This is a genomic window from Micromonospora sp. LOL_013 (genome assembly GCF_048060315.1).
GTDB lineage: Bacteria > Actinomycetota > Actinomycetes > Mycobacteriales > Micromonosporaceae > Micromonospora_E.
The window spans coordinates 1-15,795 of sequence record NZ_JBHMIQ010000064.1; the positions used below are offsets into that span (position 1 = coordinate 1).

Annotated in this window: 11 protein-coding genes and 1 pseudogene; 9 read left to right on the forward strand and 3 right to left on the reverse strand. The window is 73.9% G+C overall.

All coding sequences use genetic code 11. The annotated features are described in order from the left end of the window. Positions 1–100 precede the first annotated feature (100 nt). Positions 101–2,848, reverse strand: coding sequence for a molybdopterin-dependent oxidoreductase (locus ACFHWS_RS27670; RefSeq protein ID WP_416569495.1), 2,748 nt, complete (start codon positions 2,846–2,848; stop codon positions 101–103). Next, positions 2,845–3,690, reverse strand: coding sequence for an FAD binding domain-containing protein (locus ACFHWS_RS27675; RefSeq protein ID WP_416569496.1), 846 nt, complete (start codon positions 3,688–3,690; stop codon positions 2,845–2,847). The genes ACFHWS_RS27670 and ACFHWS_RS27675 overlap by 4 nt, the downstream gene beginning before the upstream one ends. A 138-nt stretch (positions 3,691–3,828) precedes the next feature. On the opposite strand from ACFHWS_RS27675, the gene ACFHWS_RS27680 reads away from it, so the two are divergent. Next, positions 3,829–4,527 (forward strand): nucleotidyltransferase family protein, encoded by a 699-nt coding sequence (locus ACFHWS_RS27680; RefSeq protein ID WP_416557478.1) that lies wholly within the window; start codon positions 3,829–3,831, stop codon positions 4,525–4,527. Continuing rightward, positions 4,524–5,765, forward strand: a complete 1,242-nt coding sequence (locus ACFHWS_RS27685; protein WP_416557477.1) for an XdhC family protein — start codon at positions 4,524–4,526, stop codon at positions 5,763–5,765. Before ACFHWS_RS27680 ends, ACFHWS_RS27685 begins: the two co-directional genes overlap by 4 nt. On the opposite strand, the pseudogene ACFHWS_RS27690 reads toward ACFHWS_RS27685, so the two are convergent. After that, a pseudogene (locus ACFHWS_RS27690) lies at positions 5,712–7,193 on the reverse strand (PucR family transcriptional regulator); the annotation flags it as partial. The gene ACFHWS_RS27685 and the pseudogene ACFHWS_RS27690 overlap by 54 nt on opposite strands. Before the next feature lie 140 nt (positions 7,194–7,333). On the opposite strand from ACFHWS_RS27690, the gene uraH reads away from it, so the two are divergent. The 7 genes from uraH to alc are packed head-to-tail and all read left to right on the forward strand — an operon-like array spanning position 7,334 to position 15,742. Further along, the gene (uraH, locus tag ACFHWS_RS27695; RefSeq protein ID WP_416569497.1) at positions 7,334–8,221 is read left to right on the forward strand and encodes a hydroxyisourate hydrolase; all 888 of its coding nucleotides are present in this window, start codon (positions 7,334–7,336) and stop codon (positions 8,219–8,221) included. Positions 8,222–8,225: 4 nt separating this feature from the next. Further along, positions 8,226–9,086 carry a factor-independent urate hydroxylase gene (pucL, locus tag ACFHWS_RS27700; RefSeq protein WP_416557475.1) on the forward strand — a complete coding sequence of 287 codons (861 nt, stop codon included), beginning with the start codon at positions 8,226–8,228 and terminating at the stop codon, positions 9,084–9,086. Beyond that, the gene (locus tag ACFHWS_RS27705) at positions 9,083–10,483 is read left to right on the forward strand and encodes an 8-oxoguanine deaminase (protein ID WP_416557474.1); all 1,401 of its coding nucleotides are present in this window, start codon (positions 9,083–9,085) and stop codon (positions 10,481–10,483) included. Before pucL ends, ACFHWS_RS27705 begins: the two co-directional genes overlap by 4 nt. Then, positions 10,483–12,066 carry a malate synthase A gene (gene aceB, locus ACFHWS_RS27710; protein ID WP_416569498.1) on the forward strand — a complete coding sequence of 528 codons (1,584 nt, stop codon included), beginning with the start codon at positions 10,483–10,485 and terminating at the stop codon, positions 12,064–12,066. The genes ACFHWS_RS27705 and aceB overlap by 1 nt, the downstream gene beginning before the upstream one ends. Further along, on the forward strand, positions 12,066–13,352 hold the full coding sequence (locus tag ACFHWS_RS27715) for a DUF6986 family protein (RefSeq protein ID WP_416557472.1): 1,287 nt from the start codon (positions 12,066–12,068) through the stop codon (positions 13,350–13,352). The genes aceB and ACFHWS_RS27715 overlap by 1 nt, the downstream gene beginning before the upstream one ends. Then, positions 13,342–14,667 (forward strand): allantoinase AllB, encoded by a 1,326-nt coding sequence (allB, locus tag ACFHWS_RS27720; protein WP_416557471.1) that lies wholly within the window; start codon positions 13,342–13,344, stop codon positions 14,665–14,667. The genes ACFHWS_RS27715 and allB overlap by 11 nt, the downstream gene beginning before the upstream one ends. Then, positions 14,657–15,742 carry an allantoicase gene (gene alc / locus ACFHWS_RS27725; RefSeq protein ID WP_416557470.1) on the forward strand — a complete coding sequence of 362 codons (1,086 nt, stop codon included), beginning with the start codon at positions 14,657–14,659 and terminating at the stop codon, positions 15,740–15,742. Before allB ends, alc begins: the two co-directional genes overlap by 11 nt. The last annotated feature ends 53 nt before the right edge of the window (positions 15,743–15,795 follow it).

Consider the following 15,795-nt stretch of genomic DNA (forward strand, 5'->3'; position numbering starts at 1 on the left):
ATGGTCATGCAGCAGCACCTTCGGCGCCCGAACGATCTCCGCCAACGAAACAGCCACCATGCGAATCTATTCTTCCTTCAGTCGTTACTCGCCGATGTCATCACTCGCCGTCGGCCCGGCCGTGCTGCAGCCGGTCCCACACCCGGTCGGAGGTGAACGGCAGATCGGTGAAGCGGACTCCGGTCGCGTCCCGCAGCGCGTTCGCCAGCGCGGCGGCCACCGGATTGAACGGGCTCTCACTCATCGACTTCGCGCCCGCCGGCCCGAGCGGATCGCTGGTTCGGGCGAACAGCACCTCGGTGAGCGGCACGTCGGCATAGGTCGGCAGGTGGTAGCTGCGGAAATCGTCGGTGGTGACCCGACCCTGGTCGTCGATGTCCACATGTTCAGTGAGGGCGGCACCGAGAGCCTGCGCCACCCCACCTTCCACCTGCCCCCGGCACTGCATCGGGTTGAGCACCGTGCCGGCGTCCGCGCTGTGCACGCTGCGCAGGATTCGGATCTCCCCGGTGTCCGGGTCGACCGCTACCCGGAACCAGTGCGCGTCGAAGGCCACCGAGCGGTGCGCTCCGTCGGCGTGCCCCTCGGCGGTGAGCGGCCGGCCGGCCGTCGCTGCGGCCCGGGCCAAATCGACCAGATCGATCAGCCGGCCGGCGCACCGCACCGTTGTCGCGTCCACCCGGCACTCCCGCGGGTCGACGCCGGTCGCCCGCGCGGCGGCGTCGACCAGCACGTCCCGCAGTGCGACCGCGGCGCGCTGGGCGGCGGCGCCGGCCACCACGGTGCCGGTCGAGGCGAACGCCCCCGTGTCGTGACCGACCAGCGCGGTGTCCGACTGCCGGATCCGTATCCGGTCCACGGTGGTGGCCAGCGCGTCGGCGACCAACTGCCGGTGCACGGTGGTCGACCCGTTGCCGAACTCGGCCATCCCGATGTCCAACTGGTAGCCGCCGTCGGCGTCGAGGGTGACGCGGGCCCGGCCGTGGTGACCGCCCGGTGGTCCGGTGGCGATCATCGCCACCGCCATGCCGTCGCCGACCAGCCAGCCGGCTGCAACGTCCTCCTGCCGGATCTCGGTCCGGGCCCGCTGAATCAGCTCCAGGCACTGGTCCAGGCCGTAGCTGTGCACCCGTACGGTGTCGTCGTGCCCGACCGGGGTGACCAGCGGATCCTGCGGGCCGATCACGTTGCGGGCGCGGAACGCGACCGGATCGAACCCGAGCCGGCGGGCGAGCTCGTCCACGGCGGACTCCACCGCGAACGACACCTGACCCAGTCCGTAGCCGCGGAACGCGCCGGCCGGCACCGTGTTGGTGTAGACCGACCAACCGTCGACCTGCTTGTTCGCACACCGGTAGAGGGCCACCGACTCGCTGCAGCCGTGCGCCAGCACCGCCGGGCCGTGGTTGCCGTACGCGCCGGTGTCCGCGACCACGTGCAGCCGGATCGCGGTCAGCGTGCCGTCGCGGCACCCCGCCACCGTCACCCGGGTGTCGAACGGATGCCGGGTGGTCGCCGCGGTGAACTGTTCGGCCCTGGTGAACTCCAGTTTCACCGGTCGTCCGGTGCACAGCGCGGCCAGCGCCGCCACGTCCTCGACGAGCATCTCCTGCTTGCCGCCGAACCCGCCGCCGACCCGGCCGGCGACCACCCGGACCTTCTCGGTTGGCAGGCCGAACAGCCGGGCCAGCGCCCGTCGGGTCAGGTACGGCGTCTGGGTGCTGGACCGCACGGTCAGTCCGCCGTCCGGCTCCGGCCAGGCGATCGCTCCGTGCGTCTCCAGGTGGGCGTGCTGCACCCGTTGGGTACGAAACGTCGCGGTGAAGACCTCGTCGGCGTCGGCCAGCGCCCGGTCGACGTCGCCGATCTCACCGTGCACCTCACCGGCCACGTTGTCCACTGGCCGGGCGATGCCGCTGACCGCCGGATCCAGGTCGTGCAGGACGGGCGCGCCCGGGAGCATCGCCGCCGCCGGGGCGAACACCGCCGGCAGCGGCTGATAGCTGACCCGGACCAGGTTGGCGGCCGTCTCGGCGGCCGCCTCGGTCTCGGCGACCACCGCCGCCACCCGCTGCCCGACGAAGCGGACCACGTCGTCAAGGAGCCGGGTGTCAGCCGGGTCCTCGCGCGGGTTCTCGTGCTGGGCGGTGGAGTACCGCAGGTCGGGGCAGTCGTGGTGGGTGAGTACCGCCAGGACCCCGGGTACCCGCACCGCGTCGTCGGTGTCGACGTCGACGATCCGGGCGTGCGGCACCGTCGAGCGGACCAACTTCAGGTGGGCCAGCCCGGGAACATCGACGTCGAAGGTGAACCGGGCGGTGCCGGTGACGATCTGCCGGGCGGCCGGGGCGGCCACGTTGCCGCCGACCGCCGGGCAGCCAGGGCCGCCGCCGGGGGTGCCGTCGGCGGTGCCGGTCACGTGCCGTACCCCGTCGAGCGCGTCGCGGACCGCCCGGTAGCCGGTGCACCGGCACAGGTTGCCCTTCAGCGCGCGCGGCAGGTCGGCGCGCTGGGTCTCGTCGAGCGCGGCCACCGTCATCACCAGCCCGGCGGTGCAGAACCCGCACTGGAATCCCTGCGCGTCGAGAAACCGCTGCTGCACCGGGTGCAGCGTGTCGCCGTCGGCCAGTCCTTCGACCGTGGTCACCGACCGGCCCTCGGCCCGTACCGCCGGGTAGACACAGCTGTGTACCGGGACTCCGTCGACGTGTACGGTGCACGCCCCGCAGTCCCCGGCGTCGCAGCCCTTCTTCACGCCGTACCAGCCCTGGTCGCGTAGGAACGTGCGCAGGCACTGGCCGGCGGCCGGTTCCCCGACGGCGGCGGTGCCGTTCACCACGACGTTCACCGGCCGTCCTCGCCGTCGGTGCCGGCCGCGGCCAGTTCGGCCCGGACCTGGTCGGCCATCCGCAGCGTGCGGTGCCGCCGCCAGCGCGGCAGGCCGTGCACGTCGTCGACCCAGCCGGCGGCGGCGCATCCGGCGTCGACCCGGTCCAGCAGTTCGGACCCGGTCGGTGCGGCCGGCAGCGACAGCACCACCGGGCGGCGGGTGGCTGCGGTCACCGACATCGTCCACCCGCCGGTGTCCTGGTCGACCGAGCCGATGACCAGCGCCGCCGACCGGCCGTGCCGGAAAAGCGACGCCCGGCGCATCGCGTACCGGGCTCGAGCGGCGGCTGCCGGCAGCCGGACGCTGCGCAGGTACTCGCCGGTGTCGAGCACTGTTGCACCGACGTCGCGGATGAATCCGTCGGCGGGCACCCGGCGCTGCCCGCCGGTCAGGTCGGTGAGCAGGTACTCGGCCCGGGTCGCCACCGCCAGCGACGTCATCGGACCGGCCGGCAGCGCCGCACAGATGTTGCCGCCGACGGTTGCCACGTTCCAAATCTTGCGGGAGGCGAGGAACGCGTCGCAGCAGCCGGCGACCAGCGCCGTCACCCGGTTCCAGCCGGGCGGCGGGGCGAACCGGGCGAGCTCGGCGACGGTGCAGGTAGCGGCGATCTCCAGCCCGTCGTAATCGATCCGGATCGACGGCCAGCGCAGCCGGGTCAGGTCACGCAGCCGGCGCACCCCGGGCTGAGGTTGCGAGAACAGGTAGCTGCCGCCGGCGAGCCAGCGGTCACCGGGGCGCCAGGCGTCGGCGTCGGCGTCGATCACGTCGGAGACGGTATGCAGATCCACGGTCCGCATCGTCCGTCGCCGCCGTCGGCCCGGACAATGACGGCGAAACACAATCCCGACCCGCCGATCAGCCGGGTGGTTGGACGAAGCTACAAGGCGTACCCGGGTGCCTTGACCGGGTGATCAGCCGCTGCCCATCGTTGACGGGTGCTTGCCGGAATCGTCCTCGCCGCCGGCGCCGGCCACCGCTACGGTCGGCCCAAGGCGCTGGTCCGTCTCAACGGGACCCTGTTGGTGTCCCGGGCCGTCGAGACGCTGCGCTCGGCCGGCTGCCGGCCGGTGATCGTGGTGCTCGGCGCGGCGGCCGACGCGGTGTGCACCAGTGCCGACCTGGCCGGTGCCGTGCCGGCGGTCAACCCGGACTGGGCCACCGGGATGGGCTCGTCGTTGCGGGTCGGCCTGGCGGCGGTGGGCACCAGCCCGGCGGACGCTGCGGCCGTCCTGCTGGTCGACATGCCGGGGATCGGTCCAGCGGCGGTCCGCCGGGTGGCGGCCGGCGCCGATCGGCGGACGCTGGCTGCGGCCAGCTACGTCGACGGGCGGCCGGGGCATCCCGTGGTGCTTGGTCGGGCACACTGGACGGCGGTGGCGGCGTCGGCGACCGGTGACACCGGCGCCCGCGACTATCTGCGGGCCCACCCCGACCAGCTGCGTCTGGTGCCGTGCGGCGACGTGGCCGACCCGACCGACCTGGACCGGCCCGGTGACCTGGCCCGGTTCCCGGACCCCGACCGGTTCGCCGGCCCGGCCCGGTTCCCGGAGCCCGACCGGTTCGCCGACCTCGACCGGCTCATCGAGGGCGGCGGGTCCGGCGGTGCATCGGCCCGGACGGTGGCGACCGGATGATCGGGCCGGTCCTCGACGAGGCGATGCGCTGGTGGTACGCCGGTGAGCAGGTGGCCGTCGCGACGGTGACCGCCACCGCCGGTAGCGCACCCCGGCCACCGGGCACCAGCATGCTCGTGGCCCCGGACGGTACGGTCACCGGAAGCGTCTCGGCCGGCTGCGTCGAGGCCGCCATCTACCAGCTGTGCCGTACCGTGCTGGAGACCGGCGAGGGGCGGCTGGCGCGCTTCGGCGACACCGGCGACGAGCTCTTCGACCCCGGTCTCACCTGCGGCGGCACCATCGAGGTGTACGTGCAGCGGGTGGACCGCGACAGCGTGCCGCAGCTGGAGCGGCTGCATGCGGCGACCCGGGCCGCCCGCCCGGTCGCGGTCGTCATCTGCCTCACCGGGCCGCCAGTCAGCCAGGGCTGTTGGCTGCTCGTCGACGCCGAAGGTCAGTGGGGTTCGCTCGGCGGGCCGACGCTGGACGCGGCGGCGGTCCGGGTCGCCCGCCCGGCGCTGGACACCGGGCGCACCACGCTCGCCCAGCCTGCCGCCGGCACCACCCTGCTGGTCCTCGCCATCCTGCCACCGCCCCGGATGATCATCTGCGGGGCGACCGAGTTCACCGCCGCGCTGGCCCGGCAGGGCCGGTTCCTCGGCTACCGGGTGACGGTCTGCGACGCCCGGGCGGTCTTCACCACCCGGCAGCGGTTCCCGGACGCCGACGACGTGGTCGTCGACTGGCCGCACCGTTATCTGAGCGTCGAGGCCGCCGCCGGTCGGGTCGACCCGCGTACGGTGCTCTGCGTACTCACCCACGATCCGAAGTTCGACGTACCGCTGCTGCGGACCGCGCTCGACCTGCCGCTGGCCTACCTCGGGGCGATGGGGTCCCGGCGCAGCGCCGCCGACCGGGCGGCCCGGCTGCGTGCCGTCGGGGTGCCGCCGGCTGCGCTGACCCGGCTGTCCGCGCCGATCGGGCTGGACCTGGGGGCGGTGACCCCGGAGGAGACCGCGGTCAGCATCGCCGCCGAGATCGTCGCGGCCCGCAGCGGCCGCGACGGCGGACGGCTGACCGGCGGCCGGGGCTCGATCCATCCGACGGAGTACGGGCCTGCGGCGCACGGGTCAGCTGGCGGTGAGCCGCAACGCCAGGAAGAAGTCCACCCGGTCCTCGAACCGGCCGAGGTCCCGGCCGGTCAACTGCTCTATCCGACCGATCCGGTACCGCAACGTGTTGACGTGCACATGTAGCCGTTGCGCGCAGCGGCTCCACGATCCGTCGCAGTCGAGAAAAGCCGACAGCGTACGCAGCAGGTCGGCATGGTGCGCCCGGTCGTACTCCTCGACCGGCCCTAGCAGCCGGCCGCGGAACCCCTGCCGGGTGCCGGCCGGCACCCCGGCCAGCAGCAGCGAATGCGACGCGAGGTCACCGGCGGCCACCACACTGACCGGGCCGGTCGCGGTGCCGGTGGCGGATCGATGCGCGTGCAGCGCCTCCTCGACCGCCCCGCCCAGCCCGGCGGCACCCACGCCGGCGGCGGAGACACCCATGATGAGCCGGCCGCCGCGCAGCCCTGGCGCCATCCGGTCGGCGGCGGCGACCAGCGCCGAACCTATGGTGCCGGCGCCCTGCGGAGCCAGCGCCAGCACGGCGAGCGCCCCCGAGGGCAGGTCGGGTTCGAGGACGGCGACTGCCCGGTCGGGTGCCAGCCGGCTGAGGAACTCGTCGACCACGGCGACGGTCAGCGTCGCCGGTGCGCGCATCCCGTCCAGCGTGGCGGCGACCGCGACGAACGTGGCGTCCGGGTCGAGCCGGGCGGCCAGCAGCGCGGCCCGCAGCCCGGCGAGGTCCCCCGGCGCCCGTAGTGCCGTGCGCAGCTGACCGGCTAACCGTGCCTCCACCCGGGCGGCCTCGTCCAGGTGCGCCCGTTCCAGCGCCACCACGCTGGTCAGTTCGTCGACCGTGCCGGGCAGCGTGTCGAGCGCGCCACGGCAGGCCACCAACCAGGCAGCCAGCCGGTGCTCGGCCCGGCCGGGCACCCCGAACACGGAGAACCGCGCACCATCGACCGTCACCGTCGCGGGCAGCCGCCGCGCGGTCAGGAAGGCGCGGCTCAGCGCGTCGGCGACCGGATCGGCCAGCTCGGCCGTTCCGGCCACCACCCGGCCGCTGGTGGTCAACGTCCAGCAGTCGGTGTCGATCGCCGCTGCGACGGTCGGCAGCAGATCGGTCAGCCGGGCGCCGGCGGCCATCGCGGCGACCAGTCCGCGCTGCCGGCCCAGCACCGCCGCCAGCGAGCTGGCCCGCTGCGCCCACAGGGTCGGGTGAACGTCGTCGATGATGTCGCGGAACGACACGTCGGCGGGCACCTCGAACAGCGGTAGCCGGTGCCGGCGGCAGGCGGCGACCAGATCGCGGGGCACGCTGCCGTGCAGCGCCTCACCCGCGCCCAGCGCGGTCACCCCGGCGGCGGCCAGCGCCGCGACGAAGACCTCGGAATCGGCCGGCCCCCGGTGCCACATAAGGCCGGTGAGCACCAGGTCTGCGGTGGCCACGTAGCGGCCCGGGTCGGGCAGGTCGATGACGTTGACCCGGCCGACGGTGCGGTCCCGACCGTCGTCGCCGGTCAGCGGCACCAGCTTCAGATGGGCCTTGTCGAGCACGTCGGCCAGCAGCACAGGGGTCGCCTCCGGTCACGGTGATTGGATGAACCTCCAAAAACCGTACGGTGACGATGTTTCGTCTTTGGTTCCTGCGCCGCTATCGGCCGGCTCGCCGCAACTGCTTGACTGCTGCTGCCCAGCGAAAGGGGACCGGATTGGACCGCGGACTCGACGTGTTCAACACGCTGCCCGCCGATGACGTGCGGGAACTGCTGCTCAGCTGCTGCGCCGCGCCCGGCTGGGCCGCCGCCGTGACGGCCGGCCGGCCGTACGCCGACCAGGCGGCGCTGACCGCCGCCGCGAGGGCGCAGGTCGGTGCGCTGCCCTGGCCGGAGGTGGCCGACGCGGTCGCCGCCCACCCGCGGATCGGTCGGCCGCCCACCGGCACCGGCCGGGACGCGGAGTGGTCCCGTCGCGAGCAGGCGGCGGCGACGGCCGCTTCCGGCACGGTCGCTTCCGGCCCCGGCCCCGGCACCGTCGCTTCCGGCCCCGGCGTCGCGACCGAACTGGCTGAGGTCAACGACGCCTACGAGCAGCGGTTCGGGTACCGCTTCCTGATCTTCGCGAACGGCCGTGGCGCCGCCGAACTGGTGGCCGCCGCCCGGCAGCGGCTGCACCACGACCCGGACACCGAGCAGGGCGTGGTCCGCACCGAGCTCGGCGACATCGCCGCGCTGCGCCTGGGCCGGCTGGTCGACGACATGGCCGCGCCGGCGCCGCTGTCCAGCCACGTGCTGGACACCACCACCGGCACCCCGGCGACCGGTATCACCGTGCGACTCGACGCCGCCGACCCGGAGGGCGGCTGGCGCACCGTCGCCACCGGACACACCGACGCCGACGGCCGGCTGCGGGACTGGGTGCCGGGCGCCGGCTGGGCAGCCGGGACGTACCGGCTGGTGTTCGACGTGGCCGACCGACTCGGGGCGGACGCCTTCTACACCGAGATCCCGGTGGTGTTCACCGTTCGCGACGCCGCCCGCCACCACCACGTACCGCTGCTGCTGAGCCCGTACGGCTACACCACCTACCGAGGGAGCTGACCGGATGGGAATCGTTCTGGGGCCGAACCGGTACGGCAAGGCACAGACCCGGGTGGTCCGGGTGGACCGCGACGGCGACCGGCACACCCTGCGCGACCTCAACGTCTCCGTCGCGCTCGCCGGTGACCTCGCCGCCACCCACCTCACCGGCGACAACAGCCAGGTGCTGCCGACCGACACGCAGAAGAACACGGTGTACGCGTTCGCCCGTCGCCACGGTATCGCCAGCGCCGAGGACTTCGGCCTGCTGCTGGCCCGGCACTTCGTGGACAGCCAGCCCGACATCACCCGGGCCCGCGTCGACATCGAACAGTACGACTGGCGACGGCTCGGGCCGCACTCGTTCGAACGCGACGGCGGGTCCACCCGGACCGCCACGGTCCGCTACGACGGCGACCGGGCGGAGGTGATCGCCGGCCTGTCCGACCTGGTCCTGCTCAACTCCACCGACTCGGAATTCCGGGGCTACGTCGTTGACCCGTACACCACCCTGCCGGAGACCGCCGACCGGATTCTCGCCACTGCCGTGGACGCCCGGTGGCGCTACGCCGGCACCGCGCCGCCCGGCGGCTTCGACGCCGCCCACGCAGCGGTACGCCAGGCGCTGGTCGACGCGTTCGTCGGCACCTACAGCCGGTCCCTGCAGCAGACGCTGTACGCGATGGGTGAGCGGGTGCTGACCGACCGGCCCGACGTGGTGGAGGTGCGGCTGGCCCTGCCGAACAAGCACCACCTGCTGGTCGACCTGAGCCCGTTCGGCCTGGACAACCCGAACAGCGTGTTCGTCGCCGCCGACCGGCCGTACGGGCTGATCGAGGGCACCGTCACCCGCGACGACGCGCCGCCGGAGCTGGGGCAGTGGTGATCGTCGTCACCGGCGCCGCCGTCGCCACGGTCGACGTCGCCGGCACCGAGCACCGCGACGGGCATCTCGTCGTCGGCGACGACGGTCGGATCGCCGCCGTCGGCCCCGGCGACGTGCCCACCGGCCTGCTCGACACGCTCACCGGCGGGGATCCGCGCCGGGTACGCCGGATCGACGCCACCGGCTGCCTGGCCACCCCCGGTCTGGTCAACACCCACCACCACCTCTACCAGTGGGCCACCCGGGGCCTGGCCCAGCAGCAGAACCTGTTCGGCTGGCTGACCACCCTCTACCCGGTCTGGTCCCGGCTGGACGCCGACACGGTGCACGCCGCCGCCGCGGCCAACCTCGGCTGGCTGGCGCTGTCCGGCTGCACCACCAGCACCGACCACCACTACGTCTTTCCCCGTGACGGCGGTGACCTGTTCGCCGCCGAGATCGCCGCCGCGCGCCGGATCGGGCTGCGGTTCCATCCCTGCCGGGGTTCGATGGACCTCGGCCGCTCGGCCGGTGGGCTGCCCCCGGACTCCACCGTGGAGGACACCGACGCCGCGCTGGCCGCTACTGAGGCGGCGATCGACCGCTGGCACGACCCGGCACCGGACTCGATGCTGCGGGTCGCCGTGGCCCCCTGCTCGCCGTTCTCGGTCACCCCCCGGCTGATGCGCGAGTCGGCCGAACTGGCCCGCCGCCGGGGGGTCCGGCTGCACACCCACCTCGCCGAGACCGTCGAGGAGGAGGAGTACTGCCGGACCACGCACGGCTGCACCCCGGTGCAGTACGCCGAACAGCTCGGCTGGCTCGGTGACGACGTGTGGCTGGCGCACGGCGTCCACCTCGACGACGCGGCGGTGGCCCGGCTCGGCGCCACCGGCACCGGCGTCGCGCACTGTCCCAGCTCCAACGCCCGGCTCGGGGCCGGCACCGCCCGGGTGACCGATCTGCTCGCCGCCGGCGTACCGGTCGGCCTGGGCGTCGACGGCGCCGCCAGTCAGGAGGTCGGCCACCTCGGTGCGGAGCTGCGCCAGTCGCTGTACGCCGCCCGGCTGCGTGGCGGACCCGCTGCGCTGACCGCCCGCGACGCCCTCGCGCTGGGGACCATCGGCGGCGCACGTTGCCTGGGCCGGGCGGCCGAGACCGGCTCGCTGGAGGTGGGCAAGCTCGCCGACATCGCGCTGTGGCGGGTCGACGGGCTGGGCCATGCCGGCATCGACGACCCGGTCGCCGCGCTGGTGCTCGGCCCACCCGCCCCGGTGGAGCTGCTGCTGGTCGGTGGCCGGCGGGTCGTCGAACGCGGCGAGCTGCGTACCGCCGACGCCGCCGACCTGGCCCGCGAGGCCGCCCGTACGCACCGGACCCTGATGTCCCCGGTCCCATCGAACAGGAGTGACCTCTGATGCCCCGCAGCCAGGTCGACCCGCTGCCACCTACCGGCGACGTGCTGACCGGTGACGCGGTGGCCTTCCTCACCGGACTGCACCGCCGGTTCGCCGGCCGGCGGACCGAGCTGCTCGCCTCCCGTGGTCGCCGCCGGGCCGACAGCGCCCGCACCGGCCGGTTGGACTTCCGGGCCGACACCGCGCCGGTACGGGCCGGCAGCTGGACGGTGCCGCCGCCCCCGCCCGACCTGGCCGACCGGCGGGTGGAGATCACCGGTCCCACCGACCGGAAGATGACCGTCAACGCGTTGAACTCCGGTGCCCGGGTCTGGCTGGCCGACTTGGAGGACGCGAACACCCCGCACTGGGCGAACGTGATCGACGGGCAACGCAACCTCGCCGACGCCGTCCGGCGCACCATCGAGCTGCGGACCGAGACGAAGACCTACCGGCTCGGCCCCGGGCCGTACCCGACGATCGTGGTCCGGCCCCGTGGCTGGCACCTCGACGAGCGGCACCTCGTCTTCGACGGTGCGCCGGCCGTCGGCGCGCTGGTCGACGCCGGCCTGTACCTGTTCCACAACGCCGCAGAGCTGCTGCGCCAGGGCAGCGGCCCCTACCTCTACCTGGCCAAGACGGAGAGCCACGAGGAGGCCGCGCTGTGGCATGACGTGTTCGTCCATGTCGAGCAGACGCTCGGCCTGCCGGCCGGGAGCATCCGGGCCACCGTGCTGATCGAGACGATCACCGCGGCGTTCGAGATGGACGAGATCCTGTGGGCACTCGGCCCGTACGCCGCCGGGCTCAACGCCGGTCGGTGGGACTACCTCTTCAGCATCATCAAGAACTTCCGCGACGCCGGCGAGCGGTTCGTGCTGCCGGACCGGGCGGCGGTCACGATGACCGCGCCGTTCATGCGCGCCTACACCGAACTGCTGGTCGCCACCTGCCACCGGCGGGGTGCGATGGCGATCGGCGGCATGTCGGCCTTCATCCCCAACCGGCGGGACGCCGACGTCACCGCCCGCGCCGTCGACCAGGTCCGGGCCGACAAACGTCGGGAGGCCGCCGACGGCTTCGACGGGTCCTGGGTCGCCCACCCCGACCTGGTGCCGGCCTGCCGCGAGGTGTTCGACGAGGTCCTCGGCGACCGGCCCAACCAGCTCGACCGGCAACGCCCGGACGTGTCGGTCACCGCCGCGCAACTGCTGGACGTCGCCGCCACCGGCGGTGCCGTGACCGAGGCCGGGCTGCGTGCGAACGTCGCCGTCGCGGTGCGCTACCTGGAGGCCTGGCTGCGCGGCAACGGCGCGGTGGCGATCGACAACCTGATGGAGGACGCGGCCACCGCCGAGATCTCCCGGTCGCAGATCTGGCAGTGGATCCGCAACGGGGTACGGCTGCCCGACGGCACCCTGGTGACCGCCGATCTGGTCCGGGCCATCGGCGACGCCGAACTCGCCGCGATCCGCGCCGCGCTGACCGAACCGGACTGGGCGGCGAGTCGGTTCCCGCAGGCCCGGGCGTTGTTCGAGGAGGTCGCCCTTGGTTCCGACTACGTCGACTTCCTGACCCTGCCGGCGTACCGGTTGATCGACTGATGGCCCGGCTCGATCCGGCGGTGTACGCCGCGTTGGACGACCGGCTCGCCGACGTCGACGCCGCGCTGCGGGTCCGCTATCCGGGCGAGGCGTCGGGGCACCAGCCGGTGCACACCGTGTACGTGCCCGCCGACCGGGTCACCGCCGACCTGTTGCCGACCTGGGGCGCGGCGGCGTTGGCCGCGCTGGACGCCCATCCGCCGGCACCGTACCCGGTCGAGCTGGACCGACGGGTACGCGCCAAACTGGCCCGCGAGCCGGTCGAGGACCTGCGCATCGACGTCGAGGACGGGTACGGCGTACGCGACGACGCCACCGAGGACGCCGACCTGCGGGCCGCGGCACGTGCGTTGACCGAGGCACGGGCCGCCGGCGTGGGCCCACCCCGCGTCGGGGTGCGGATCAAGTGTCTGGAGGCGGCCACCCGGCGGCGGGCGGTCCGCAGCCTCGACCTTTTTCTGGACGCCTGCGCTGGGCCGCCCGACGGCTTCGTGGTCACCCTGCCGAAGGTGAGCCACCCGGCCCAGGTCGCCGCGATGGTCGACGTCTGCGGCCGGCTGGAGCAGGCGTACGGGCTGGTGGACGGGGCGCTGCGGTTCGAGATCCAGATTGAGACTCCGGCGGCGATTCTCGCTCCCGACGGCACCGCGACCGTCGCCCGGCTGATCGGTGAGTCAGCCGGACGGTGTGCCGGACTCCACTTCGGCACCTACGACTACGGAACCGCCTGCGGCATCGCCGCCGATTACCTGAGTATGGACCATCCAAGTTCCGACCACGCGAAAGCCGTCATGCAGGTGGCCGCCGCCGGCACCGGTGTACCGCTCAGCGACGGCTCCACCAACATCCTGCCGGTCGGCGACACCGCGACCGTGCGCTCCGCCTGGCAGCGCCACGCCGATCTGGTCCGCAGATCCCTGGAACGCGGCTTCTACCAGGGCTGGGACCTGCACCCGCACCAGTTGCCGACCCGGTTCGCGGCGACCTACGCCTTCTACCGTGCCGGCCGGGAGCAAACCGTCCGGCGGCTCGACGCCTACCTCGCCCGCCGGTCCGGCGGAATTCTCGACGAGCCGGCGACCGCCCGGGCGCTGGCCCGGTTCCTGCTGCGCGGGCTGGACTGCGGCGCTGTCGACCCGGCCGACGCCGGCTTCGACCGCACGGTACTGACCACCCTGGCCGGTCCGGGCGCCACCGAGGTCGCCCCGACCGCCGACCGCGATGCCGGGCCGACCGCCCACCTGCCGACCGCGTCCGGTGAGGAGCCCACCGACCATGCCCGTTGATCTGGTACTGCGGTCTCGCCGCACGGTGCTGCCCGACGGTGAGCGTCCGGCCGCAATCGCCGTCGGCGACGGTTGGATCGTCGCCGTCGCCGACTATCGGGAACACGTGCCGGCGACGGTCGACAGCGACCTCGGCAACGTCGCGCTGCTGCCCGGACTCGTCGACACCCACGTGCACGTCAACGAACCCGGTCGTACCGAGTGGGAAGGATTCTCCACCGCCACCCTGGCCGCCGCCTCCGGTGGCGTCACCACCATCGTCGACATGCCGTTGAACAGCCTTCCGCCGACCGTCGACCCGGCCGCGCTGGCCGTCAAACGGCGGGCCGCCGCCGGGCAGTGCCATGTCGACGTCGGCTTCTGGGGCGGCGCGGTCCCCGGCAACCAGCAGGTGATGCCCGACCTGTACGCCGCCGGGGTCTTCGGGTTCAAGGCGTTCCTCGCCGACTCCGGGGTGCCGGAGTTCCCCCCACTGGACACCGGTCAGCTCGCCGCCGCGTTGGCGGCCGTACCCGCCCTGTTCGTGGTGCACGCCGAGCAACCCGACCAGCTCATGGCCGCCGCCTCCTCGACCCGCTACCGGGACTTCCTCGCCAGCCGGCCGCCGGCGGCCGAGATCGAGGCGGTCACCGCCGCCATCGACGTCGCCCGCCGGGTCGGTGCCCGGCTGCACATCCTGCACCTGTCCGCTGCCGGCGCGGTGCCGGTGCTGGCCGCTGCCCGGCGGGCCGGGGTGCCGGTCAGCGCCGAGACCTGCCCGCACTACCTGACCCTGGCCGCCGAGGAGATCCCGGACGGGGCCACCGAGTTCAAGTGCTGTCCGCCGATCCGGCAACGCGACAACCAGGACGCGCTGTGGGCAGCCCTGGCCGACGGCACCATCTCGTGCGTGGTCTCCGACCATTCACCCTGCCCGCCCGCGCTGAAGGCACCCGACACCGGGGATTTTGCCGCCGCCTGGGGCGGTATCGCCTCGGTGCAGATGGGGCTGCCGGCAATCTGGACCGAAGCCCGTCGGCGCGGGTTCGGTCTCGGTGACGTGGTCCGGTGGATGTGCCAGGGGCCGGCCGACCTGGTGGGGCTGCCCACCAAGGGCCGGCTCGTCGTCGGCGCCGACGCCGATCTGGTCGCCTTCGACCCGGCGCCGAGCTACGACGTCGATCCCGGCCGGCTGCGGCAACGTCATCCGATCACCCCGTACGCCGGACGACGCCTGACCGGCATCGTCCGGGCCACCTGGCTGCGCGGCGCACCGGTCACCCCGGATGCGCCGCGCGGCCGCCTGTTGTCGCGAGAGGGGACCGTTGACCGGTAGTCACGTATCCACGCCACCGCCCGGTCCGCCGGACGGGCCTGACCCGACCCGACTGCCCGACCTGGCGTCCCGCGCCCTCGGCGGGGGAGTGGTCGCCGCCAACGACGAGTTCTTCGCCGCCGCCGACAACCTGGTCGACCCGCGCCCGCCGGTCTTCGCCGCCGGCACCTTCGGGGCGAAGGGCCAGGTGTACGACGGTTGGGAAACCCGCCGCCGTCGCCAACCCGGCGCGGACCACGCCGTCGTCCGGCTCGGTGCCCCGGGGGTGGTCCGGGCCGTGCTGATCGACACCGCGCACTTCACCGGCAACTACCCGCCGTACGCGGCGGTGGACGGTTGCTCACTCGACGGCTATCCCAGGCCGCAGGAACTCGCCGCGGCGCGGTGGACCCCGCTGGTGCCCCGCACCGCGCTGGCCGGGGACAGCCAGCTGGTCGTCCCGGTCGACGTGCCGGCACGGCAGACCCACGTACGGTTGACGATCTTTCCCGACGGCGGGGTCGCCCGGCTGCGGGTGTACGGCGAGCCGGTGCCCGACCCGGATCTGCTGACCGAGGTGCTCGACCTTGCCGCGGTCGAGCACGGTGGCCGGGTCGAGGCGTGCAGCGACCGGTTCTACGGATCCCCGCAGCAGCTGCTGCTACCCGGGCCGGCCCGCACGATGGGCGAGGGCTGGGAGACCGCCCGCCGCCGCGACGACGGCAACGACTGGGTCCAGGTCCGGCTCTGTGCCGTCGGCGTCGTCGAGTTCGTCGAGCTGGACACCAGCCACTTCAAGGGCAACGCCCCGGCGGCGGCCCGGCTGCTCGGCACCGACCTCACCGGCACCGATCCGGCCCTCGACGGCGGCTCCGGCGTTGACTCCACCGACTGGCCGGAGCTGCTGCCGTTGACCCCGTTGCAGCCGGACACCCGGCACCGTTTCCGGCTGGACCGGCCCCGCCCGGTCAGCCACGTCCGGCTGGACATCCATCCCGACGGCGGGATGGCCCGGCTGCGCCTGTTCGGCCGGCTCACCACCGTCGGCGCCGCCGACCTAGCCGCCCGATACCGGACGGCGGCTGCGGCCGGCTGACCTGGCCTGGGCATACGTCGAAGGGCCGGACCCCGGGGTACGGGGTCCGGCCC

What these genes read in the sequence shown, in the direction of transcription:
- ACFHWS_RS27715 (WP_416557472.1), top strand. Translation starts at nt 12,066, where the DNA reads ATGGCCCGGCTCGATCCGGCGGTGTACGCCGCGTTGGACGACCGGCTC.
- ACFHWS_RS27675 (WP_416569496.1), bottom strand. Translation starts at nt 3,690, where the DNA reads ATGCGGACCGTGGATCTGCATACCGTCTCCGACGTGATCGACGCCGAC.
- allB (WP_416557471.1), top strand. Translation starts at nt 13,342, where the DNA reads ATGCCCGTTGATCTGGTACTGCGGTCTCGCCGCACGGTGCTGCCCGAC.
- aceB (WP_416569498.1), top strand. Translation starts at nt 10,483, where the DNA reads ATGCCCCGCAGCCAGGTCGACCCGCTGCCACCTACCGGCGACGTGCTG.
- pucL (WP_416557475.1), top strand. Translation starts at nt 8,226, where the DNA reads ATGGGAATCGTTCTGGGGCCGAACCGGTACGGCAAGGCACAGACCCGG.
- ACFHWS_RS27685 (WP_416557477.1), top strand. Translation starts at nt 4,524, where the DNA reads ATGATCGGGCCGGTCCTCGACGAGGCGATGCGCTGGTGGTACGCCGGT.